The sequence below is a fragment of the Huintestinicola butyrica genome (genome assembly GCF_025567215.1).
Classification (GTDB): domain Bacteria; phylum Bacillota; class Clostridia; order Oscillospirales; family Ruminococcaceae; genus Huintestinicola; species Huintestinicola butyrica.
The window spans coordinates 87,827-113,209 of the sequence record NZ_JAOQKB010000002.1; the positions used below are offsets into that span (position 1 = coordinate 87,827).

Consider the following 25,383-nt stretch of genomic DNA (forward strand, 5'->3'; position numbering starts at 1 on the left):
AAGAGGCTTATCGTTTATTTTATAAGTGAAATCTTCTTTCTATCTCTGCCGTGGTGGATCTTCCTCTGAAAAGGAAAAGTGCCGCCATAAAGATAACGCTTATCACGGCGCATATGACTGATGGGTAGTTTATCTTAACCAGTCCCGCAAACAAACATATCAGCGGCAGAAGCCCGTAAAATCCGCCTATGATAAGGTAGAGGATATATTCGCCCGACTTCATTTTCAGCACCTTTGCGATTATGAAAATGGACACTGTTGCACACACGCAGGCACACGGAAGAACGAAGTCCAGTGACCAGCCACGCCAGCCTGTGAACCTGTCCCACAGCACCGACAGCGCTGTTATCAGGAACAGCTCCCAGGTGATGTTTTTCAGTATCCTTTTGCGGTAGGCGATGCCAACAGATGTGGTGAGCCATGCGCAGATAACGCCTGCTATACATATGACCGACCACGACAGCCTGCCGCTGAGAAGATAATCCGTTGCGGCGCAAATGACTATCGCCGATATGGCAATGAAAGAAATAAGCTTTATGAGAAATTCGCTGCCAAACCTCGGCTCGGCAATGCGTGGGAACATATCCCGCTCCCTTTCGCCTGTAAGCTCGCCCTGACAGAGAGGACACCTGCCCTTATCACCATCGACATTTACTCTGCATTTTCTGCACTGCTGCATGATGTATCATCTCCTTCCAAAGGCTTTTCAGCGTAAGAATCATTACTTCTCACGGTAACATCTATGCCAAGCTCGGTAAGCGACCTGAAAAAGTTCCGCTGAACGTCCGTTGCCGCATAGCTTGATGTAAAGCCCATTTGCAGCTCATCTTTATACGAACATATATTCAGCTGGATATTCTGGGTGCTTACAAATACCGAAAAACGCTTTATAAGCCCGTCAAACTCCTTGGGCATATCAACCTTTCCCACGTTGGAGATAACGGAGGTCTCGCCCTTTACGCCTATTTTTCTTGCGATCCTCAGCACCTCATTTTTAAACGGCAGAGGGGCGATCTTTACAAAGGGATTGTGCTCCAGCGCCGCAAGGCTGTTCATGCGTATGGCAAGATTATCTTTCGTAAGCTGCTTTTTGAACTCCTCGTTCACCACGGCAATGATATCCTCCATCTCGCCGCTTCTTTCGGTGAAGTTGTACTGCACCGATATCATTCCAAAGAAATTCTTTGCGGTCTCGGAGGGAAAATATCTTCTGAGGTTTACGGGGATATTTATAACAATGGGGCGGTTCCTGCTCTGGAGAGGCATTTCCATGCTCAGTGCCTTTATATACAGCGCCGTCAGGAACACAGTGAGGGAAGTTTCATACTTATGAGCCGCTGCGATAACGCTTTTTACCGATGCAAAGCCCTCTATCGCAAGGAGCTTGTTGTTTTCAAGCCGCTCGCTTTTCAGCCTGAAGGCTTTTATCATCTTAACGCTGCGCTTTTTGACACTCTTGTCATAATACTTTCGAAAGCTGTCATCACTTTTCTGGGAAAAGGAAGCGTCATCGTCAAGCACAGGCGGGCAGTCGCCGAACAGCTCGGGATATCTGTAAATGATGTATCGGTAAACGATGGTTTTAAGGAACATCAGCGCTCCCGTGCCGTCCGCAAGGACGTGGAACACCTCGAGATTTATCCGCTTGCCGTAATAAGTTATCCTGTAAAGCAGGCTGCGGACATCATCTTCATATATTGCGGCACAGACGGGCAGGGATTCCTCGCTAACCTGCGGTTTTAAGTCGCAGCTTTCAAGATAGTACCAGAAAAGCCCCTTTTTCATTATCACGTTGAAATTGGGATAGCTGACAGCCGCATTCTCGGCAGCCCTTTGCAGCACATAAGGGTCAATATCGTCGGTAAGCTCGCAGGAAAATCTGAACACACGGGTATCGGCGCCCTCAACTGTAGATGGGAAAATTTTAGCCGCATTATCAAGGCGGCTCCACGGCGCACTGCTTTCTCTGCGCATATAAAACACCTCGGTCAATCCGTTAAACGGAGAAAATACATTATGATGCTCACAGCTTCCTTGGCGTGAGGGTGACGGAGCAGGTCTGTACCGAAAAATCCGTGATAGGCATTTTTGATACGGAATGCTCTCACATTGCCTCCCGCATTGTAAAGCCGCTTTCCGAAAGCCTCGCCCTCGTCACGGAGAGGATCATTCTCGGCAGTAATGATAAGCGTTTCGGGCAGGCCCTTGAGAGACGCCGCCTTTATGGGCGATACATATGGGTCGTCCTTCTGAGAGATATCATCAAGGTACAGGTCAAGATAGCCCCTCATGCGCTCTGCGGTGAGCAGGCAGCCCTTTCCGTTCTGCCTCATGGAGAGGTACGGTGAATCGTCGCCGAACTCACAGGCTGTGGCGGGATAGATAAGTATCTGACGCCTTACACGGAACTCGTGCCTGTCTCTTGCTCTGAGAGAAACGGCAGCGGCGAGGTTTCCGCCTGCGCTGTCGCCGATAAGAATGATATTGCGCTTTTTGATGCCGTATCTTGCGGCGTTTGCGAACACCTGTCTCGTTACCTCGTAGCAATCGTCCAGACCTGCGGGATATTTATGCTCGGGAGCAAGGCGGTAATCCACCGAAAGCACATAGCTTCCCGTCATTTCCGCCAGCTGTCGGCAGACCTTGTGGTATCTGTCGATATCGTCGATGACCCAGCCGCCGCCATGGTAGAACACCAGCAGTCTTGTGCTGTTTCCTATGGTTCTGGGCGGGTATATCCTCACACGGATATTATGTCCGTCGGGAGCGGTCACATATTTATCAAAATGCCCGTCATTGACTTTAACGGCGCTGCGCACCATGAAATGTACTATTTCACGGTGAATCTTATAAAATTTGCGGATATCGGGCGGGTTGAAGCTGCTTATCAATTTCTTAACAAGTGACGGCATACATTACCTCCGTTTTATCATCATATTTGCTGTAGTTTTATTATACACCATTTTAGCCTGCAGGTCAAGCGGAGAGCAGCTGCTCTCGAATAAGAACCCGTCTTCACAAGCATATGCACACGTCTTTTCGGCAAATTTTGCCGCAGACTGCGTTAAAAATCCTTGCCGGGCGAAAGCCCGCCTGCGGATTTTTGCCTACTCTGCAACAAAATTATGCTCGAAAATCCGCACACATTTCTTATGAAGACAGGTTCTAAATCAGATATAACTTAATAGGTATAGGAATAATCCGCACACCTTGACTTATTAACTTACATACTGCACTTAATGCCACATCATTAAATTATATCTCATTTATTTTTATCTCTCTTGACAAAATCACGCTTTTATTGCATAATATATAATAGTAAAATTAGCTTGAAAGGACAATGACAATGAACAGTGAACGGCTGAATATCGCTTACATAGGCGGCGGTTCGGATAACTTCGGCTGGAAGCTTATCCCCGAGCTTTCGGGTGAGGATATCTGCGCTATGGTAAGGCTTTACGATACGGACAAGTCCCGTGCTCTGGCAAACGAGGTAATAGGCAACGGGATACATGACCGTGGCGGAGTTAAGGGCGATGTGGTCTATCTTGCCTGTGATGAAGCGGAGGAAGCCCTCAGGGACGCTGATTTTGTCATATTGTCCTTTGACCCCGGAAGCCTTGAAGAGCTTGTGACTGAGCTTCATCTCCCCGAGACCTACGGCATTTTCCAGCCGTCTGTGGAAAACTCCGGGCCGGGAAGCGTTATAAGGGCGCTTAAAATAATGCCTGTATGCGCTGAATATGCAAGAAAAATAAGTGAGCTTTGCCCCAATGCCTGGGTCATAAGCCTGTGCACTCCTATGGCGGAATGTATCTCGGTAATGAAAATGGTGTTCCCGAAAATGAAGCTTGTGGGAGCTGACTGCTCCACTCACTCCTGCCGTGATATGCTGGCGACCATTGTCTGCGAAAGCAAAGGCATCACAGGCGTAAGGCGGCGTGATATCAAGACAAATCTGCTGGGCATCGACGGCTATTCATGGTTTGACGAGATCACATTCTGCGGTGAGGATCTTTTCCCCATGTTTACGGAATATGCGGAGAAATACGTATCAAACGGCTACGAGTTCAGGGCCAATGAATACAAGAATAATCCCGATGCGGACGCTCACAAGGTAAAGTTTGACCTGTTCCTGCGGTACGGTCTTATCCCTGCCCAGAACGACAGGATTACCGCAGGCTTCTGTCCCCCATGGTACACGGGAAATGTGAAGGAAATGAACTCTTGGAAGTTCTCCCCCATCACTGCGGCGTACAAAAAGAAAATAGTCTCCGACAAGGCTTCCCGTGTGAAAAGATACATGAACGGCGAGCCTCTGCCGAAGTCGGCAGGAACCACTGAGGTTGCGGCTATGGTGCGTGCGCTGGCAGGCGGCGGAAACTTTATCTGCCCTGTTATCATGCCAAACCACGGTCAGGTGGAAAATCTGCCTGAGGGCACGGCTGTGCAGACAAATGCACTTATCAGCCGTGGAGCTGTCCGCCCCGTTGCGGCAGGCGCTCTTCCCGAGGACATACTTTGTCTCACACTCCGCCACTGCGGCAATCAGGCTCAGGTGGTAAGGGCGTATGAAACAAAGGACCTTGATGTTGCTTTCAACGGCTTCCTGAATGACCCCGAAATGACCTGCGGTCTGAACGACGCTACGGAGCTTTACCGTGATATGCTTTCGGAAGTACGCAAGCACCTTATATATTACTGTGAGGACTGAGCCTTTACCTGCATTTTACCGAAGCTGCAAATTTTTCTTCTTGATTTATTTAAGTGACAGGGTATAATAAAAATAATACAATTACATAGAGCGAGGTTGCTGTTATGAATAACTGCTATGACAATCGTGAACTCAGCTGGCTTAAATTCAATGTACGTGTTCTTGAAGAGGCAACGGACGACAATGTTCCCCTTTGCGAAAGGCTGCTTTTTTCACAGATATTCCAGTCCAATCTGGACGAATTCTTTATGATAAGAGTCGGCTCCCTTTACGACAGAACTCTTGTTGAGGATAACGAAGCCGACAACAAGACAGGCATGACCCCAAAGGATCAGCTGAACGCCATTTATCACAAGGTGGCAGAGCTTGTTCCCCTGAAAGATGCCGCTTACTTCAACACCATGCGTGCCCTTTCCGCTATCGGCGTGGAGCACGTTAAGATGTCATCTCTCAAGCCTGAGGAAGAAAACTATCTCAGGGCGTTCTTCAATTCCGAGATCCGCCCCATAATCTCCCCGCAGGTGGTGGATAAGCGTCACCCGTTCCCATTCCTTAAAAACAAGGATATCTATGCTATCACTCATCTGGAGTCCAAAAACTCCGTTAAGCTGGGCATTATCCCCGCAAACGGAAGCTTCCCCAGAATGATAATCCTCCCCGACAAGGAGCGCCTCAGATTTGTTCTTGCGGAGGAAGTTATCCTGCGCTACTGCAACAGCGTTTTTGAAAATTACCGCATTATCGACAAGGCGCTTATAAGAATAACCAGAAATGCCGACATCAATATGGAAGAGGCTCTTTATGACCATGATGTTGATCTTCGTCAGGTAATGGAGGAGCTGCTGAAAAAGCGTAAGAAGCTCTCCCCTGTAAGGCTGGAAATTTACGGCTGCCTCAATAACGAAGCGGAGAAATTCCTGTGCCACAATCTGGAGCTGCACGAGCATCAGATATCCCGCTGCAAGGCTCCCCTTGATATGTCCTTTGTATTCTCGCTGAGAAACAGGATAGAAAAGGCTCACCCCGAAATGTTCTACACCCCCGTATCTCCACAGCGCCCTGCCGAGGTAATACACGGTGCGCCCATGATCCCCCAGATACTCCGCAGAGACATTCTGCTTTCGTACCCATATGAGAGCATTCGTCCGTTTATCACACTGCTGAACGAGGCAGGAAATGACCCTGACGTTGTTTCCATCAAAATAACCCTTTACCGTGTGGCTTCCAACTCAAAGATAGTTGAAGCCCTCATAAACGCTGCCGAGAACGGCAAGGACGTCTTTGTTCTGGTAGAGCTTCGTGCAAGATTTGACGAGGAAAACAACATTGAGTGGTCAAAGCGCCTTGAAAAGGCAGGCTGCAAGGTAATGTACGGTCCCGAAAATCTGAAGGTACACTCAAAGCTGCTGCTTATCACAAGAAAAAACGGCAGCGAGGTGCAGTACATCACTCAGATAGGTACAGGAAACTACAACGAAAAGACATCCGAGCTTTACACCGACCTTTCCCTTATGACTGCCGATTCCGACATCGGTGCGGAGGCAGGAACAGTGTTCAATGCTCTTTCTATCGGCAATCTGGTGGAAAATTCCTCTTATCTGCTGGTAGCCCCCCTTTCGCTCCAGAACAAGATAATCGAGCTTATCGACAGGGAGATAGCCGCTGCAGAATGCGGAGAGGAAGCCTACATCGGATTGAAGCTCAACTCCCTTACCGACAAGGTGCTTATGGATAAGCTCATCGAAGCAAGCTGCGCAGGTGTCAAGATCGAAATGGTCATCAGAGGAATAAGCTGTCTGGTGGCAGGTGTCAAGGACAAGACCGAGAACATCACTATCCGCAGCATTGTGGGCAGATATCTTGAACACTCCAGAATTTATATTTTCGGCAAGGGTGAACGCCGGAAGGTATATATCTCCTCCGCTGACTTTATGACAAGAAATACTATCAGACGAATAGAAGTTGCCGCTCCCATAAATTCTCCCAAGATACGCAGCAGGATACTCCACATTTTCGATATCATGCTCAGGGACAATGTTAAGGCACGTATCCAGAACCCCGACGGAACCTATTCAAAGGTTATTCCCGCTGAGGGCGAAGAGCTTATCAATGCTCAGGAATACTTTATCAAGGAAGCCGCAGAAAATGCAAATGCAGCAGCTGTCCGCAAGCCCATAAAGGTCAAGGTAAGAAGAATAAGATAAAATTACAATTCAGAGCTTTAACACTTCACCCAGGCCCAGTATTAAAAACTATAGTATAATAAAGCGGCTGTAAATGCCGTCCGTTATGGGCGGCATTTGTTTTATGTATGCTTATATGTCCGCTTGATATTTTTTTACAACTTTAAAATATATATATTATATTATTCGTGAAACCAAAGTGCTATACTTTGTAGGAAATTTCAATCCGACTGTGGCACGCTAAAAACTTCATAATTTATTATGAAATATCCGATTGAAAAGCATGGTAAATAGTGTAAAATAACACTTAATGTCTTGAACCAAGCCCTACAGGGAAGGCTTGGTGCGAAAGGAGGAACTGATATGTTCCAGATCAAATGGTTATGGGAAAACCTAAAGGGGTATCGGGCGGTATATATCGTTGCACTTTGTATGACAGTCATCTGCCAGTCAATGTACATCATCACGCCCCACTACAGCCAGCAGATAGTAGATGAATTCATCTACGGGGAAAATGCTGCTGCCAATCTTGCCGCCGCTCCCCAGAGGCTGGTAAGTCTGGTACTTATAATGATAGGCTTTACGTTCCTGCGAACCTGCATTACATACACATCGGGCATATGCTACGAAAAGGCTTCGCAGGGCATCATCTACAAGGTAAGAAATTACCTTTTCGCAAATGTTCAGAGACAGGACTCGGACTTTTTTGACAAAAACAGCACAGGTGACCTTATGACACGTCTCAGCGGCGACCTTGACATGGTGCGTCACTCCATTGCATGGATAATCAAGTCAATACTTGAATGTATTGTCCTCTACAGCGCATCGGTAATTTTCTTCTTCTCCATAGACTGGCTCATGGCTCTGTGCATGATAGCCCTTACACCTGTTATTTTTGCAATCACTCTTGCATTCAGGAAGGTCATCGGTCCCAGATACGTTGATCTGCGTGACCGTCTTTCCGCAATGAACACGGGTGCTGAGGAAAACATCTCAGGCAACCGTGTTGTAAAGGCTTTCGCCCGTGAGGATTACGAGGCAGAGAAGTTTGACAAGCTCAACAAGAATTACTCCGCCGCAAACAAAAGCGCATCGCTGGTATGGCTCAAATACTTCCCCTCTATCGAAATAACAGCTCAGGGACTTGCTGTGGTACAGATCCTTGCAGGCGGTCTGTTCGTTATGAACGGCAGAATAACCGTGGGCGAATACACTGCATTTTCGGGTCTTATCTGGACAATGACCAACCCCATGAGAATGCTCGGAAACATCATAAACGATCTCCAGAGGTTTGTGGCTTCACTCAACAAGATAATCGAAGTTTATTATTCCCGTCCCCTTATCGTTGACCGTGCGGACGCTGTTGACAAGCCAGACAAGTTCAAGGGTTCCGTTGAATTTGACCATGTTTCCTTTGCATACAACAAGAAAAATGATGTTCTCCACGACATCTCCTTTAAGATAGAACCGGGCGAGACAGTTGCTATCATGGGCCCCACAGGTTCGGGAAAGACCACTCTTATCAACCTTATCTCCCGTATGTATGACACCACATCGGGCAAGGTAAGCGTGGACGGAGTGAACGTGAAGATGCTGAAGCTTGAACAGCTGAGAAAGAACATCGGCGTGGCTTCTCAGGACGTGCTTCTTTTCTCCGACACCATTGACGGAAACATTGCTTTCGGCAGAAGCGATATGCCCGAGGAAGAGGTTTACAAGTACGCAACTCTGGCCGCCGCAGACGATTTCATCAGAAAGACCTCTGACGGATATGACACCATCATCGGCGAAAGAGGCGTGGGACTTTCGGGCGGTCAGAAGCAGAGAATATCCCTTGCCCGTGCGCTGGCAGTAAAGCCCTCAGTCCTTATCCTTGACGATACCACCTCCGCCGTGGATATGGAAACTGAAAAGTACATTCAGAACAGCCTGAAAAATCTTGACTTTGAATGCACAAAGATAATAATAGCCCAGAGAATATCTTCTACTAAGAATGCTGATAAGATAATCATACTCAACAACGGTTCCATTGAAGATATCGGAACACATGAGGAGCTTATCGCAAAGCACGGCTATTACAGAGAAGTTTACGACCTTCAGACCAACTAAGGGGTGATATATTATGGCAAGAAACAAATACGACGTTGACGAACAGCTTGAGACCCCTTTTGACATACGGCATTTCAAGCGTGCGCTGGTTTATGTGGGAAAATACAAAAAACAGGTCATCATATCAATGCTGCTGAGCGTTGCGGCAGCGGTCATCTCACTGCTGGCTCCCCTTATCACACAAAGGGCGCTGGACATTACCATTCCCGAAGAAAATAAGGCCGAGCTTATTATACTTGCAGTTCTGCTGCTGCTCACCATTGTTATAAGCGTTATCTTTTCCACAATACGTGCAAAGATAATGACTGTTGCAGGTCAGGACATGATATACGACATCAGAAAAGACCTGTACGAACATTTGCAGAAGCTTCCCTTTGAATACTACGACACAAGACCTCACGGAAAGATACTTACAAGAGTTATCAACTACGTAAACAGCGTTTCCGACCTGCTCACCAACGGACTTATCACTTTTGTGCTGGAAATGTTCAATATCATTTTCATCATCGTGTTCATGTTCGTGGTAAGCTGGCAGCTGGCTCTGGTAGTTCTGGCGGGACTTCCCCTGTTCCTGTTCTTTATGTTCGCTATCAAAAAAATGCAAAGAAGGGCTTGGCAGAGCGTTTCAAACAAGTCTTCCAACCTTAACGCATATCTTCACGAGGGTCTGGTAGGCGTAAGCATCACCCAGAGCTTTACCCGTGAAGAGGAAAATGAGCAGATATTCGACCGCCTTTCCAAGGAATACCGCAAGAGCTGGATGAAAGCTATATACTTCTCAAATGCGGTATGGCCAGTGGCTGATAACATTTCCATCTGGGTAACAGGTGCGATATATCTGGTAGGTCTGCTGGTGCTTGGTCCCAAGGCAGGAATCACGGTGGGAACTATCGTTGCTATGACAGGCTACTCAGGCAGATTCTGGCAGCCTATCATGAACCTTTCCAATCTGTACAACACCTTCATCAACACCATTGCATACCTTGAAAGAATTTTCGAGACAATGGACGAACCCGTTACCGTCACCGACAAGGAAAATGCCACAGAAATGCCCGAGATAAAGGGCGATGTTACCTTTGACCATGTTACATTCGGCTATGAAGAGGGCATCAATATCCTTGAAAACCTGAGCTTTGCTGTAAAGGCAGGTCAGAGCATTGCGCTGGTAGGCCCTACGGGAGCGGGAAAGACCACTATAGTAAATCTTATTTCAAGATTTTACAATCTGAACGGCGGACGGCTGCTTATTGACGGCATTGACATCTCCGATGTTACGCTGAAATCACTTCGCTCACAAATGGGCATAATGCTCCAGGACAGCGTTATTTTCAGCGGCAGCATTCGTGACAATATCAGATACGGCAGACTCGATGCCACCAATGAAGAGATAGAAGCTGCCTGCAAGGTCGTGGGAGCGGACGAGTTTATAAACGAGATGCCCGACGGATACGACACCTTTGTTAAGGAAAGAGGCTCTTCCCTTTCTCAGGGTCAACGGCAGATGATAGCCTTTGCAAGAACTATTCTTGCAGACCCCAAGATACTTGTGCTTGACGAGGCTACCTCCTCCATTGACGCAAAGACAGAGCGGTATATCCAGCACGGCATTGACCATCTGCTGAAGGGCAGAACATCGTTCATCATTGCCCACCGTCTTTCCACCATCAAGAGCTGCGACAAGATAATGTACATCTCCGACAAGGGCATTGCCGAGTCGGGTACACACGATGAGCTTATGGCTAAGAAGGGGCTTTATTACAAGCTCTGCATGGCTCAGGCGATATGAATATGACCACAGTCGGGTATTTTATCCGGCTGTGGTTTTTTATTTTTTGGGAGAAAAATAAGCTCAATTTCATCTTGCAAATTCCGAAATGATATTATTTTTCTGCGCATCTTCACTTTATTTTTATCAATACTGCCTTAATATTTTAAATATATTCGCCGATTTTGCCCAAAATATTCAACAAAATATACAGTCAATATATGTAAAAATTATTCAAAAAGCAGAAAAGAATGACCAACAGTCAAATCTCAACTGTAGTTGAGGTTTAGTTGAGATTCAGTTGCGGAAACTATATTATATTGGTATTGTTGAAAGAAATATCGGAACACACCGATAAATATAAAACGAAAGGACGGTCATGATTATGATTATGAAGTATGACATTTATTCACTGGGTATAATGGTAGCTGTCATCTCATTCCTCGGATTTTCACTGGAAAATCTGTGGCTATCACTGACAAAGGGGTTCATTGACAACCGCAATATGAATGCGCCGTTCCTTATGGGATACGGTCTGCTGGTCGTTGGAATGTACCTGCTGCTGGGCACGCCTGAAAATATGGCACTCGCAGAGATGGTTCCCGTTGACAGATCAAAGGGCGAAAAATTCTTTGTATATTTCCTCTGCGCTTTCGCAGTTGTCACCGTGGGAGAACTTATTCTGGGTCATCTGATGGAAAAGATATGCGGCATTCAGTACTGGAACTACAACTGGATCCCCTTGCATATCACACAATACACATCAATACCCACAAGCATCGGCTTTGCAGCCATCATCACTTCCTTTATGGGCGCCTGCTTCGACCCCATAATGAGCGTTATCACAATGATACCCGCACAGGAAGCAAAATCCGCCAGCATTATCCTTATGCTGATAATGTCCACCGACCTTGTTGCAAGCTTCTCAAAGATGCACAGAACAAGAAGTCTCAACACAAAGTGGCAGATACAGACCCGCCGCAGTCACCTCAAAACAACATGACGCTTACAGCATCATGTGCGGCTGATATATTTTACGGCAGCTTTCCTTTCAGGAGGCTGCCGCTTTTTTTGTTTGCTCACCTGCCAATGAACTGAAAAAACACTAGGCAAATACATAAAAACAGCGCTCGGTAAGAAATGCCTTTCCGAGCGCTGTACAATTTAATTTGTGTGATTTATGAAACCGTAACCTGTGTGAGCATCAGGCAGGCGCTTCCGAGGCAGATAACTGCCGATACCCAGAATGTGGGCGATTTAAGAAGTGCGCTCCATGTGAGCTTTTTCTCCTCTGCCTGCTCAAACTCGTATGTGTAGGAGGTAGTGATGATATCCGACTGATTTACCTTGCCGTACTTTTTCAGCATAAAGAACAGTGCAACGCCGCCTATCACAAGCTCGGCTGCAAAAGCAATGAACTCATATGTATATGCCTTGTCGCCGATAGTGTCGGCAAGCTTATGCTCAAAAATGTAGGACAGGAGCATTGCATTGGCATTTGCAACTACGTGGCATATCATGGACGAGATTATTGAGCCGCTTTTAAGGGCGATATATCCCAGCAGCATTCCCAGCAGGAAGCCGTTGAATATCTGGTTGAAGTTTGCGTGCATAAGTCCGAAAAGCAGTGAAGAAGCGATAAGGGCAAATGTTCTGTTGACAGGTGCAAGCAGATTCATGGCAAGACCTCTGAACATTATCTCTTCCAGAATGGGGGCTGCCACCACCACATACAGCAGAAGCACGATATTTGTCACAATATTGTCAGTGAAGCTGAGGGCGGAGGACGTGGTCTCGCTCATGCCTGTATAGCCTGTCAGGGTTGTAACAAGGGTCTGAACCAAAATGGAAAAGCCCTGTATTCCGAAAATGCCCAGCGCCGCCAGAACGATACCCGATGAAGGAAAGTCAGACTTTGAGAACATCTCATTGAATTTGAACTTCTTTGAAGCAAAATATACTATTATGATTGCAAGAATATTTGCCGCAAGCATACATACCGAGTTCATCAGTATCATTGCCGAGCCTTCCGACATGCGTGCAGTAAGCTCTGCCGTAATCGTTTCTGCGGTAAGCTCCGGGTTATCGGCAATTATTGAGGGCATCACCATTGCTGAATATATCATCTGGAAAATAACCATGCCTATCATGGCAAAAAGCTGCTGCCAAAGGATAAGGGAACCAGCCCAGTTATATCCGCTTTTAACTCTGCGGCGTATCATTACGGGGCTTTCTTCATTTGAGCTTTCTGGCTGAGGGGTATTATTCCAGCTGTACTGAGCGGGCTGTGCTGTTTCGGGAATATCAAATTCCCCGTTCTTGTTGATATTGTCGGACATTTTCATATCTCCTTTTGTAATATGCTTTACTGAGCTGCTTTATTAAACTGCTTGGTATGGGATTATTATATCAGTTAAATGACAAAAAGTCAAGCAGACCAAGAGTTTTGGCTGATTTACCATTTACGGCAATGATTTTCCTCTTGTTTTGTGCATCGTAACAATATACACATTTTTTTATATTTGTACTGGAAATCTTTATTGGAATGTAGTATAATGAAAATAAGTATGTGAAAATAAAGCATTTTTAGATGTTATACCAGTCTTTAATCGTTCATTAGGTTGATTGAAGATTAGTATTATATGAATAGAAAGGAAAGGTCATATATGCCTGCATATCTCGATAATGCCGCTACCACAAAGCCCTGCGAGGAAGCCGTTGCTGCCGCTCTCGCCGCTATGACCGACAATTACGGCAATCCCTCCTCTCTCCACAGAGTGGGTCTGAACGCCGAGCTTGCCGTTACGGAAGCCCGCAAGTCCATTGCCGCTGCTCTTGTCTGCCTGCCTGAGTGCATCACATTCACATCGGGCGCTACCGAATCCAACAACACGCTTATCATAGGCGCTGCCGAGCATTACGGCAAACGCAAAAAAAAGATAGTCGTTTCCGCCATTGAGCACCCATCCGTTGAGGAAAGCATGAAGTATCTGGAAAAGAACGGCTTTGAGGTCGTAAGGATAAAGCCCCAGAAAACAGGCGAGATCGACGCTGACGAGTTCATCGCTGCCGTTGATTATAACACCGTGCTTGCCTCCTGCATGCTGGTAAACAACGAAACGGGAGCTATAATGCCCGTAAAGAAGATATTTACACAGATAAAACGCTCCTATCCCGACTGCATCACTCACTGCGACGCTGTTCAGGGCTTCCTGAAAATACCCATCAAGACAGCAGACCTTAACGCTGACCTTATCACCGTAAGCGGTCACAAGGTACACGCTCCCAAGGGCGTAGGCGCTATGTACATCAAAAAGGGCATCAGGGTAAATCCCAGAATGCTGGGCGGCGGTCAGGAAAAGGGTATGCGCTCGGGAACAGAGTCAGTTCCACTTATAAGCGCATTCGGCGCTGCGGTAAGGGCACAGCTCCAGACAATCCCCACTGCATGGTCAAATGCTGAAGAGCTTAACAACAGGCTGAGAAAGAAGCTTGCGGCTCTTGACTACATCACCATAAACTCCAACGCTGAGGATCAGTGCCCATTTATACTGAATTTCTCCGTAAAGGGCATACGTTCCGAGATAATGCTCCACTTCCTTGAAAGCAAGAATATTTACGTTTCCAGCGGTTCTGCCTGCTCAAAGGGCGGTCACAGCAGTGTGCTTACTGCTATGGGCATTCCCGACAAGGTGGCTGATTCTGCCATAAGAGTATCATTCTCCAGAATGTCATCATGCGGAGAGGTAGAAGCACTGGCGACTGCATTGCAGGAAGGCTACATGAGCCTTGCCAAGAGATAAGAAATCTGAAAGGAATTATAATATGAAAGAAATTATCCTGCTCAAAGAGGGCGAGATCGCTCTCAAGGGTCTTAACAAGAGAACTTTTGAAGAATCATTCATCAAGAACCTGAGACACCGCCTGAAGCCTCTGGGCAAGTTTGACTACACCCGTTCCCAGTCCATGATCTACTGCGAGCCTCTGGAGGACACTATCGACATGGACGAGGCTGTTCTCAGGGCATCGAGAGTTTTCGGCGCTGCTGCCATATGCCGTGCGATGATAACCGAAAAGGATTTTGAGACTATCTGCCGTGACGCACTGGAATACTGCGGCGAGGAGCTTTCCTGCGCACGCACATTCAAGGTTCAGGCAAAGCGCTCCGACAAGCGTTTTCCTATGAAGTCTCCCGAGATCTGCGCTGAGCTGGGCGGACGTATCCTTGAAAAGTTCCCCAAGCTTGATGTTGATGTAAAGAACCCCGATGTTACCGTAAACGTTGAAATAAGAGACACCAACGCATATATCCACACAGGCAACCGCCCCGCTGCGGGAGGAATCCCCGTAGGCACCTCAGGCAGAGCTATGCTGCTGCTTTCGGGCGGTATCGACAGCCCCGTTGCAGGCTATATGATGGCAAAGCGTGGAATAGACATTTCCGCTATCCACTACGTTTCTCCTCCATACACCTCTGACAGAGCAAGAATGAAGGTAGAGCGCCTTTGCGAGAAGATAACTCCATGGTGCGGCGATACCACATTCTACTGCGTTCCCTTTACCGAGATACAGGAAGCTCTGAGAGACAACTGCCCCGAAGAGCTGTTCACCATCATCATGCGCCGCCTTATGATGGAAATTGCCCAGAGAATTTGCGAGAAAAACGGCATAACCGCCCTCATTACAGGAGAGAGCGTTGGTCAGGTTGCAAGCCAGACCATGGGTGCTATCGTATGCACCGACAATGCCTGCCGTATGCCGGTATTCCGTCCCGTTATCGGCATGGACAAGAGCGAGATAGTTGAAATAGCACGAAAGATAGATACATTTGATATATCCATCGAGCCTTACGAGGACTGCTGCACCGTGTTCACTCCCAAGCACCCCAAGACAAAGCCCATACTTGAAGAGGTCATCGCAGCACAGAACTCCTTCGATTTCGAGCCGCTTATCCAAAAGGCTGTGGAAGAGACCGAGGTCAAGAGATTTAATATCTGCTGACTTGATGCCTGAATGGCAGTTTTGTGTTGTCAAGGTGAAATAAGCCCGTCTTTTGTAGAAATAGTTCTGCTGTATTTGATATATCTCACAAACTTTGATCTGTTTTATTGACTTTTGGGCGTTTTGAGTGTATTATTAAGTTATATAGGTGTCGCCAAATGGGGTTTATCTATATTTTAATTATGACACCACAAAGAGAGAAAAGCCTGAAATTGAAATGAAATAAGCTCTCAGAGAAGGCGGTCAAATTAAATGGCAATGTCAAAAAGCGCCGAAAGGGCGTACAAAAAAGCGGTAAAGGCTAAGAAGAAAGCCAAGCGAGGTCACTGGCTGCTTATACAAAAGGGCGACAGCGTGAAGGAAGTCTTTTCAAAGCTCTTCACTCAGTTTGCCGTGCTGGTGCTCATAGGCTGCGGAGTTATCCTTGCAAATGAATTCCGACTTTCATTCAGCGCCCGTCAGCTGAACGATTCGCTGAAAAGCCTTTATCAGTCATATATAGCTCACGATTCGGGAGGAGATGTTCTCCCCGGAGCTGCTCAGCTGCTGAAAATAAATCCCGATACTGTGGGATATGTCAGCATCGAAGGCACAGAGGTGGATTTCCCTGTGGTTCAGACTACAGATAACTCCACTTATCTGAAAAAAGCATTCGACGGTAGCAGCAACAAGGCAGGTACGGTATTTCTTGATTACCGTGACGTACTCACATCAAATAAAAGGTCGGACAATCTTGTCCTTTACGGTCACAACCAGAAGGACCGTTCAATGTTCGGCAGCCTTAAGGACTACAAGAAAAATCTTGAGCATTACAAGGCTCACCCGACAATTACATTCAACTCAAACTATCAGAGCGATGTTTACAAAATTTTCGCTTACTTCGTTACCGAGGTCGAGCCTTATCAGACTTCGGACGGATATGTTTTCGACTATCACAATTACCTTGACCTTTCCGACAAGGCGGTCTATGAGGACTTTATCTCGAACATAAACGAGCGTTCCCAGATCGTAACATCGGTAGATGTAAGGTACGGCGATGAGTTTCTCACACTTTCAACGTGCAGCAACGAGTTTGAGCCATCAAGGTTCGTAATATTTGCACGAAAGACACGAAAGGGCGAGGATACCGAGGTGGATACGTCGGCAGCATACCTTAACCCCCAGGCAAAAGAGCCTGACTGGAAAGTGATATTCAAATAATCCGGAAAGATGGTTAAAAGATGAGCAGCAATAAAAAAACATTCTCTCCAAGAAAAATAATTGTGGTGATAGCGTCAGTAATACTGGCATTATCACTTGCATATCTTGCATATTATATTATTCAGGAACAGAAAGCGGCAAAGCTTGAGGACGAGCTGGCAAAGCGCCACTCGGAAACGGTGATAATCACTCAGGAGACTACCACAGCCGAGACTGAGGCGACTACCGAAGCTACCACAGAAGCCACAACTCCTGCTCCCGAGCCTCTTGTTATGCTCGATTCCATGCAGAGCTTTGTAAATGACAACGCAGACACTGCAGGCTGGATAACCGTTGGCGGCACAACCATCGACAACGTTGTTATGCAGACCGATAACAATGAGTATTACCTTGACCATGACTTTTACGGCAACTATTCCCAGCCGGGAACCGTGTTTGCCGATTTCCGCTGCGTGGTAAATGATTACGATTTCAACCAGAGCGACAACATCGTGCTGTACGGCCATAATCAGGCAAACGGCGCTATGTTCGGAACTCTCCAGAAATACAAGATAACCAAGCAGAACACAAAGAAGTTTGACTTCTATCTCCAGCACCCCACATTCACATTCTCAAACCTTTACGAGGAATACACATATAAGATAATCGCCCTTTTTGTCTGCGAGGTCGAGCCTGAGCAGACAACAGACGGCAATGTGTTTGATTATCACAACTACATACGCTTCGGCTCAAAGGAAAGGACTTATGAAGAGTTCATTTCCAATGTGGAGGAGCGCTCCGAAATAATCACGGGCGTTGATGTTCAGGAGGGGGACAAGTTTATGACCCTTTCCACCTGCAGCAACGAATTTGAGCCTTCACGCTTTGTCGTTATCGGCAGACGTGTCCGTGACGGCGAAAGCCCGGAGGTGGACACATCTCTCGCAAAGCTCAATCCCGACGCAAAGGAGCCTGACTGGAATTACATCTACAGCAGATAATCAGGCTAAAAACAAAAAGGAATGTTATTACTATGTCAGATGAAAATAAGACCTCAGGCGGTGAAAAGAAAGACGTTGACGGTTTCTTCGACAGTCTGATAGAAGATTTCACTGCTGAACAGTCGGGCGATCCTTCGGAGAGCAGCACTCCTACGAAGGAAAATGATCCGCCCAGAACTATGCGTGATTTTTCCAAGTTCTTCAATGACGCAGCCGCTTCGGGCAGCGGATTTGAAAGCACCATAGACAATACTGCAGATACTGAAAGCGAACCCGCAGGCGTGGAAGCTCCCGAGGCTGAGAAAATATCGGATATGGCTGATGTTTCCGAGGCAAAGACCGTAAGCTTCTCCCCTGTTACAGATAAGCCCGAGCCTGAAAGCAATGCTGACGGCAAGGCTAAGATAACCGAGCCTGTCACCGACGAAAACGGCATGATAGTCATTTTCGATGAGGAAGCAGGCATTGACGCTACTGCGTCCACCGCTGTTTCCGATGAAGCAAGCTCCGAAAAGGACAGCAACATTACGGAAAACAAGGTAGAAAGCGACGAGATAAATATTTCCGCTGACGGCGGAGATCAGCTTGACCGGATCGTTCAGTCGGACGAAAAGGACAATGACAATGATGAAAACAGCATTATCATTGAGGATAACTTTTCTCCCGACAGCAATATTTCCGATGAGGACAGCCCTCAGGAAGAAAAGCCTGAGGAAAGCGCACCTGCCGGGAAAAAGCCTTTTATCCAGGGGATAATCCCATGGAAGGGCGACAGCGCAGGCGAGGTTATAAGAAAGATAGTATTTATAGCTTCAACAGGCGTTTTTGTGGCAGCTGCCATAATGCTCATCAGCACGCTCATACAGTCCCGTGAAATGGTCGAGGACGCAAAGGAAATAGAGGAAAAGGTAACTACCACTGTTGCCACTTCTATTCTTGATGACGGCGAGGTCGTTACCATTCTCCCCTCTCAGGAAGAACGTGAGTCCCACGCCGAGAGCGTTATGAACGACTTTGTGAATATCTCCGACAATGTTAAGGGCTTCCTTGAGATCCCTGCCTGCGACATATATGCTCCCGTTGTTCAGGGCGATGATAACATCTATTATCTGACCCACACCTATGACGACAGGAAAAACAAGGCAGGCTCCATTTTCATTGACTACCGCTGCACCGTTTCGGAGGATTACACTTCTCCCAATGTGGTGCTTTACGGTCACAATCAGGAAGACGGCACCATGTTCGGAAACCTGAAGCTTTACAAAAACAACGTGGAGTTTTACCGTGAAAATCCCATATTCTCGTTCAACACCGATTACGAAGTAGGCGATTATGTTATTTACGGCTACTTTGTTACAAATGTGTACGAGAAGCAGGATTCCAACGGCGAGGTTTTCCACTATCACGATTATATCGAAACGCTGAATGACGAAGCTACCTTTAACTGGTACATGGGTGAGATAGGCAAGAGAAATCAGATAATCTCCCCTGTTGACGTTGCTTTCGGCGACAAGCTCATGCTGCTTTCCACCTGCAGCACTGAGTATTCGGACTCCAGATTTGTTGTGCTGGCACGAAAGCTGAGAGAGGGAGAAACTGCTGACAGCTTTGATTTCTCCACCGCAAGGCTCAATCCCAACGCAAAGCAGATCGACTGGGACGCTATCCTTTCAAGGAACAGCACCTCTGAGGAGACCACAACGGAAACCACCACTTCCGAGACTGCTATCACTACTTCGATCATAACCGCACCTCCCGAAATGACCACAACGGTAACGACAGAACCTACCACCGTGACCACCACCGTCAAGACCAGGCAGAGCGATGCTGTTGTTTCAAAGCTGAGCCTTGCTCCGAAAATTGAGAATGGAACCACCGCTTCTGTTTACAGCGAGCCTGAAAGCGAAACGGAAGTTCCCGATTCCGATGTTTCCGACGGAGAGGAGACCACCGTACCCGAATCCGAGACTGAACAGTCAAGCTCCCGCAACACTGCTCCTTCTCTTGCAACACAGGTCACGACCACAAGAAAATCCAAGAAATAATATTGATATTCTGAAGTTTACGAGGTTTTTGCTATGTCCATGAGCGATGAAGTAAGATTTGAAAGAAAGCCTGCGAAAAAAGGTCCCAAGAAAACCTTTGCGCAATCCTTTTTTCCGCAGAAGGGCGACTCTTCATCAGAGATCATCAATAAGATAATCGTACTTATCTCCATTGTTGTCCTGATAGTCTGCGCCGTTCTTCTGGGCGATTACTTTTACCAGATGTATGAGGCAAAGCAGAACCACAATACTCTGAAAGTCATCTATCAGCAGGCGCAGCTCCAGCAGTCACAGTCCTCTCAGGACAAGACCGATGACGTTCCTGCCGAGACCGATGAAAACACTCCTCCCGAGGAGCTTCCTCCCCTTGAAGAGCTGGCTGCGGCAAAAGAGCTGCTGGCAATCAACCCCGACACAGTGGGATATGTACGTATCCCTGACTGCGTTGACGAGCCTGTTGTCAAGGGCACGGACAATGAGTATTACCTCAAGCACAACTTCTACAACAATCAGCGCCAGTGCGGAACCTGCTTTGCGGATTACCGCAACAAGGTGGGCGGATATGAGCGCTCGGACAACATTATCCTTTACGCTCACAACCAGAAGGACGGCACTATGTTCGGAAATCTGGACTACTACCGCTGGGATCCCGCTTACTGGCTGAAAAATCCTTTTGTTTATTTTAACACCAATTACTCGGAAGACGTTTATGTTATAATCGCTTCCTTTGTAATAAACACTCTCCCTGAGCATGACAATGGAAATCCCGTTTTCGATTACCAGAATTATATTGATTTCAATGACGATTATCCTTATGACAAGTTCATGGACGAGATAACAAAGCGCAGCACTATCATTACCGGTATTGACTGCACTGAGGACGATGAGTACCTCACACTTTCCACCTGCTCCACCGAGTGGGACGAATCCCGCCATGTTATCGTGGCAAGAAAGCTTCGAGCTGATGAATCCACAGACACTATCGACACCACAAAATTCAGCAAGAACCCCAATCCGAAATGGCCCGCCATCTACTATAAATATAACGGCGGAACATATATAGACGAATAACGACCGTCAGAGGGAATTTCTGCACTTTGTTCCCTGAAAAAAAGAGATAAAAGCTACGAGAAAGGATATTATTATGAAACTGAGAACTGTACTCAACGGCATAGCTGCGCTTGCTGTTGTCGGTGGTCTCTACACCTTTGCCTTCTGCATGAAGGACGAGGTAAACACCGACAGTATTTCGGGAAAGTTTTACGAAACTTCCGCCGAAACACAGCAGACAGAGCAGACTGACACTGTTCAGACAGAAAAAGCATCAATAGATATTTTTTCTGATGCCGCACATAATAAGGTACTGAAGGAGAAAGCCGATATCCCCGAAAGCGCCGAAGAAGCACAGGTAAACAAGAGATTTGACCTTAACCCCGAATATGAGGCTGTGACCACAGCTCCCGACGAGGTGGTCATAACTCCCCTTTATGTTACCGAGGCAGAAACTGAAGCTGTTGTGACAGCAGTACCCGAGGCAATGACCGAGGAGGAAGTCACAGAGGCTCAGCCTGAGGAGGCAGATGAAACGACCGCTTCCGAAACCACTGCTGCCGAGGAAGAGTTCACCGACCATATCGTTGCGGAGGTAACTGTTGAGGCTCCCGAGGCATTTGCAGACGCTGCCGAAAGCGAGGCAGACCTGCTTTCCGAGCTGGACAGAGAAACAACTCCTGTTACAGATGAGGCTGTCACCGACTCCACCGATGATATCGAGCGCAGACTGGAGCAGATGCAGGAGGACATAGACGCTTCCACACAGCCTACCGATGACTCCGTTTACGACTATTCGGACTATTTTGAGACTACTCCCGCATGGTCTGAAACTGCCCCCTCCGATACAGCTCTTACCACCTTCGACCCCGAAGCAGGCGAGATATTCACCGCAAGAGTTGACGGAACCGTTCAGCAGTTTGACGCATATCAGCTGGTATCAATGATAGTTTCCACTGAAATGTCGCCCTCGTTCAGCCCCGAAGCTCTCAAGGCTCAGGCTGTTGCAGCATATTCATATGTTAAATACCACAACGTAAACGGACTTGTACCTACCGTTCTGGTAAAGAGAGATATTCCCCAGGAAGTGACCGACGCAGTAAACGCTGTATGGGGCAAATGCTGCTACTATAACGGCAAGGTTGCCCAGACAGTTTACACAGCTTCCTCCGCAGGCACTACAGCTTCTGCCGTAAATGTATGGGGCGGTGCAGATGTTCCCTATCTCGCAAGCGTTGCCACTCCCTTTGATGCTCAGTCCGACCCCAACTATGGTGTTATCACCGTATTTACCGAGGATCAGATCCGCACAGCGCTTGAAAGCAGCTTAGGCATCACCTTATCCGAGGATCCCGCAAACTGGCTCACAGTAACCTCCAGAGTTGACGGAAATTACGTAAGCGGACTTAATGTTGATAATCAGCTCACAATTTCCGGCATGAGACTTCGTGAGAAGGTGCTCAAATACAGCATCAAGAGCTGGTGCTTCGACGTAAGCTATGCTGACGGTGAATTCACCTTTATTACATATGGCTACGGCCACGGCGTAGGTATGAGCCAGAACGGTGCAAATATTCTCGGCAAACAGGGTTATACATACGATCAGATACTTGCTTACTACTTCCCCGGTATCACAATAGAGTAAGCTTACAGAAAGGACGCCGTTATATGACCGCTTATGATATCATAATGAAAAAACGCCGTGGAGGTATCCTCTCCGACGATGAGATAAGATGGTTTGTTAACGGATATGTGAGGGACGAGATCCCCGATTATCAGATGTCGGCACTGCTGATGGCGATATGCTTTCAGTCAATGACAGCTGAGGAGACGGCAGCCCTCACAATGGCAATGATGCACTCAGGCGACACATTCCACCCGTCTGAGGAGCTTGGAGCCATTTGCATCGACAAGCACAGCACAGGCGGAGTCGGAGACAAGACTACATTGATCGCTGCGCCTATATGCGCTGCCTGTGGGATTTATGTTCCAAAGATGTCGGGACGTGGTCTCGGTCATACAGGCGGAACGATCGATAAGCTTGAATCAATTCCGGGCTTCAGCACCTCAATAAGCCATGAAAGGTTTATTGAGATAATCAGAAAAACAGGCTTTTCCATTGCAGGGCAGTCAGGCACGCTGGTTCCTGCGGACAAGAAAATATATGCGCTGAGAAACGCCACTGCCACGGTTGACAGCATTCCCCTCATATGCTCCAGCATTATGAGCAAGAAGCTTGCAACTGGCGCTGACGGTATCGTCCTCGATGTAAAGGTGGGCGATGGTGCTTTCATGAAAAATTACGATGATGCCATGAAGCTTGCTTCGGCAATGACATCTGTGGGAAAGCTGTCAGGCAGAAAATGCACAGCTGTCCTTACCGATATGGATAAGCCCCTGGGTCATGCGGTGGGCAATTCAGTGGAGGTCATTGAAGCAATAGAAGCGCTGAAGGGCAATGCTCCCGCTGACCTTTATGAAGTCAGCATTACCCTTTCCGCAGAAATGCTCATGCTTGCAGGCAAGGGCGATGAAAACTGCTGTCGCAGGCTGGCGGAAGATGCAGTACATTCGGGCAAGGCACTTGAAGCATTCAGGACAATGGCTCAGATGCAGGGCGCAGATGTAAGAGCATTTGACGATTACTCCCTTTTCGGAAAGCCGAAGCGCACAGCAGAGGTAAGAGCTGACAGGAGCGGATATATCTCAAAGATATCCTGCGAAAAGACAGGTCTTATATCGCTGGCTCTGGGCGCAGGACGAAAGGTCAAGGGCGGCGACATTGACAGCACCGCAGGCATTATTTTCAGCTGCAATGTTGGCAGCTGCGTAAATAAGGGCGATGTTCTGGGAACGGTGATGACCTCCTCAGAATGCGACCTTGAAGAAATAAAGCGTGATTTCCACGATGTATTTTCGTTCAGCGACGAGCCTGTTCCCGAAAGAACTGCCGTGCTGAAAATTATCAGAAACGAATAAATGCCCCTTTTTCGGGGCATTTTTTATACAATAAAAAAGAAAGGACATAATATGAACGGATATATTTATCAGCAGTCGAATATGATGTGTCCGCCGCCTGACAAGGACGAAAAAAAGCAGCTGCGGCGGTACTATTTCAGGATAGCATGGATAGTTGTAACGCTGATATTCGTTTTCAGCATACTTAACACACTGATATTGCAGCTATGTGCGGCAATGCTGGGCGGCGGATATTCCAAGGAGCAGATAGACGCAGGCAAGGAAATCATCAGGAGCACTCCCCTGATGAAAGCCATATATTCCTACGTCTTCCCGTTTATTGCGGATATTGCAGCTTTCGGCGTGGGTCTGCTGGTGACAAAGACGGATATCAGGAAGAAATTCACAGTCAAGGGTATCACAGGCGGAAGCTTCCTGAAATTCACGGCGCTGTCTTTCGGAGTTGTAACAGTCGGCTCGGTCATAAATGTAATAATTTCAGCCATTGCGGCGGCTCTCAGCGGAAAGCTGTCGGACTTTTCCGTAAACAACACCAGCGCACTTAACATTGCGCCGCAAAACAATCCCCTATGGCTTGAAATACTTATCTACCTTTACATCTGCCTGCTGGGGCCTATTATGGAGGAGCTTATCTTCCGTGGAGTGCTTCTTGACGGACTGCGCAAATACGGCAACACATTTGGAATAATAATGTCCGCAGTGCTGTTCGGACTTATGCACCAGAACTTCTCACAGTGTCTCCCGGCGGTCTGCATGGGTCTGGTATGGGCGTACATTGCGGTAAAATACAACTCGCTTGTCCCCTCAATGATACTGCATATAATCAACAACAGTATGTCGGCGGTGCTTATGGTGCTGATACAAAACAGCAGCATAGACATCAGCAACCTCCAAGCCACCATCATGGGATATATGCCGCTGGTAATAGCTTCCCTGCTGAATGTGGCTCTGCGCCTTGCCTGCATAATCGCTTCAATAGTTATCATTATCAGGTTTTATTCATCGGGCGGAAAGCTGTTCCGCACATCGCTCTACTCAAAACAGCGCACATGGAAGTATTTCTTCACATCGGTACCATGGCTTGTGGTAATCGCCTATATGCTTTACGGCACTGTAACAACTATCAGCATATAAACATATAATATCAACGGGGGCATCGGATATCATACTAAGAACCAATTAAAAACTATACAAAAAATCGAGCATAATCTTGCGTATATGGATTATGCGATGATTTTTTGTCTATAGTTTTATTGGGGATTAGTATCATTATCCGTCCCCCGCTTCTTTTTAGAAAAATTTCTCCGCCGCTGTTTATTTTCAAGATAAGCGGTAAAAATATAAACAGACGATAAAT

18 protein-coding genes are annotated in these 25,383 nt (G+C 47.1%); 14 read left to right on the forward strand and 4 right to left on the reverse strand.

Translation table 11 applies throughout. The features are described from left to right. Window positions 1-19: 19 nt before the first annotated feature. The 3 genes from OCV68_RS02655 to OCV68_RS02665 are packed head-to-tail and all read right to left on the reverse strand — an operon-like array spanning window position 20 to window position 2,912. Entirely contained in the window at window positions 20-679 is a 660-nt protein-coding gene (locus tag OCV68_RS02655) for a DUF6320 domain-containing protein (RefSeq protein ID WP_147621459.1), read from the reverse strand. Further along, a complete protein-coding gene (locus OCV68_RS02660; RefSeq protein WP_262570497.1) occupies window positions 652-1,974 on the reverse strand; it encodes a transferase family protein in 1,323 nt (440 codons plus the stop codon). The genes OCV68_RS02655 and OCV68_RS02660 overlap by 28 nt, the downstream gene beginning before the upstream one ends. Window positions 1,975-1,988: 14 nt before the next feature. Beyond that, window positions 1,989-2,912, reverse strand: a complete 924-nt coding sequence (locus tag OCV68_RS02665) for an alpha/beta hydrolase (RefSeq protein WP_262570499.1) — start codon at window positions 2,910-2,912, stop codon at window positions 1,989-1,991. Between the two features lie 434 nt (window positions 2,913-3,346). Here OCV68_RS02665 and OCV68_RS02670 point away from each other — a divergent pair, with 434 nt between their 5' ends. From OCV68_RS02670 to OCV68_RS02690, 5 genes are all read left to right on the forward strand, one after another. After that, complete coding sequence (locus OCV68_RS02670) at window positions 3,347-4,714, forward strand: family 4 glycosyl hydrolase (RefSeq protein ID WP_262570502.1); 1,368 nt, start codon at window positions 3,347-3,349, stop codon at window positions 4,712-4,714. A gap of 104 nt (window positions 4,715-4,818) precedes the next feature. Further along, window positions 4,819-6,918, forward strand: a complete 2,100-nt coding sequence (ppk1, locus tag OCV68_RS02675; protein WP_262570504.1) for a polyphosphate kinase 1 — start codon at window positions 4,819-4,821, stop codon at window positions 6,916-6,918. Between the two features lie 342 nt (window positions 6,919-7,260). Continuing rightward, window positions 7,261-9,006, forward strand: coding sequence for an ABC transporter ATP-binding protein (locus tag OCV68_RS02680; protein WP_262570506.1), 1,746 nt, complete (start codon window positions 7,261-7,263; stop codon window positions 9,004-9,006). 13 nt (window positions 9,007-9,019) lie between these two features. Next, window positions 9,020-10,792, forward strand: coding sequence for an ABC transporter ATP-binding protein (locus OCV68_RS02685; protein WP_262570508.1), 1,773 nt, complete (start codon window positions 9,020-9,022; stop codon window positions 10,790-10,792). A 358-nt stretch (window positions 10,793-11,150) separates the two neighbouring features. Next, a complete protein-coding gene (locus OCV68_RS02690) occupies window positions 11,151-11,774 on the forward strand; it encodes a putative ABC transporter permease (protein ID WP_262570510.1) in 624 nt (207 codons plus the stop codon). Between the two features lie 175 nt (window positions 11,775-11,949). Here the strand turns inward: OCV68_RS02690 and OCV68_RS02695 are convergent, their stop codons facing one another. Then, entirely contained in the window at window positions 11,950-13,110 is a 1,161-nt protein-coding gene (locus OCV68_RS02695) for a CPBP family intramembrane glutamic endopeptidase (RefSeq protein WP_262570512.1), read from the reverse strand. 327 nt (window positions 13,111-13,437) lie between these two features. Between OCV68_RS02695 and OCV68_RS02700 the strand changes: the two genes are divergently transcribed. The 9 genes from OCV68_RS02700 (at window position 13,438) to OCV68_RS02740 (ending at window position 25,160) form a co-directional block, all read left to right on the forward strand. Further along, window positions 13,438-14,574: a cysteine desulfurase family protein gene (locus OCV68_RS02700; protein ID WP_022475773.1), complete on the forward strand. Its 1,137-nt coding sequence runs from the start codon at window positions 13,438-13,440 to the stop codon at window positions 14,572-14,574. Between the two features lie 22 nt (window positions 14,575-14,596). Then, window positions 14,597-15,772 carry a tRNA uracil 4-sulfurtransferase ThiI gene (gene thiI, locus OCV68_RS02705; RefSeq protein WP_022475774.1) on the forward strand — a complete coding sequence of 392 codons (1,176 nt, stop codon included), beginning with the start codon at window positions 14,597-14,599 and terminating at the stop codon, window positions 15,770-15,772. Window positions 15,773-16,024: 252 nt separating this feature from the next. Next, the gene (srtB, locus tag OCV68_RS02710; RefSeq protein ID WP_262570516.1) at window positions 16,025-16,972 is read left to right on the forward strand and encodes a class B sortase; all 948 of its coding nucleotides are present in this window, start codon (window positions 16,025-16,027) and stop codon (window positions 16,970-16,972) included. A 20-nt stretch (window positions 16,973-16,992) separates the two neighbouring features. Next, window positions 16,993-17,952, forward strand: coding sequence for a class B sortase (locus tag OCV68_RS02715; RefSeq protein WP_262570518.1), 960 nt, complete (start codon window positions 16,993-16,995; stop codon window positions 17,950-17,952). Between the two features lie 32 nt (window positions 17,953-17,984). Next, window positions 17,985-19,997 (forward strand): class B sortase, encoded by a 2,013-nt coding sequence (locus tag OCV68_RS02720; protein WP_262570520.1) that lies wholly within the window; start codon window positions 17,985-17,987, stop codon window positions 19,995-19,997. Between the two features lie 33 nt (window positions 19,998-20,030). Then, the gene (locus tag OCV68_RS02725; protein WP_022475779.1) at window positions 20,031-21,068 is read left to right on the forward strand and encodes a class B sortase; all 1,038 of its coding nucleotides are present in this window, start codon (window positions 20,031-20,033) and stop codon (window positions 21,066-21,068) included. A gap of 73 nt (window positions 21,069-21,141) precedes the next feature. Next, window positions 21,142-22,692: a SpoIID/LytB domain-containing protein gene (locus OCV68_RS02730; protein WP_262570523.1), complete on the forward strand. Its 1,551-nt coding sequence runs from the start codon at window positions 21,142-21,144 to the stop codon at window positions 22,690-22,692. 23 nt (window positions 22,693-22,715) lie between these two features. Continuing rightward, window positions 22,716-24,026 (forward strand): thymidine phosphorylase, encoded by a 1,311-nt coding sequence (locus OCV68_RS02735; protein ID WP_262570524.1) that lies wholly within the window; start codon window positions 22,716-22,718, stop codon window positions 24,024-24,026. A 51-nt stretch (window positions 24,027-24,077) separates the two neighbouring features. Then, window positions 24,078-25,160 carry a CPBP family intramembrane glutamic endopeptidase gene (locus OCV68_RS02740; RefSeq protein ID WP_022475782.1) on the forward strand — a complete coding sequence of 361 codons (1,083 nt, stop codon included), beginning with the start codon at window positions 24,078-24,080 and terminating at the stop codon, window positions 25,158-25,160. The last annotated feature ends 223 nt before the right edge of the window (window positions 25,161-25,383 follow it).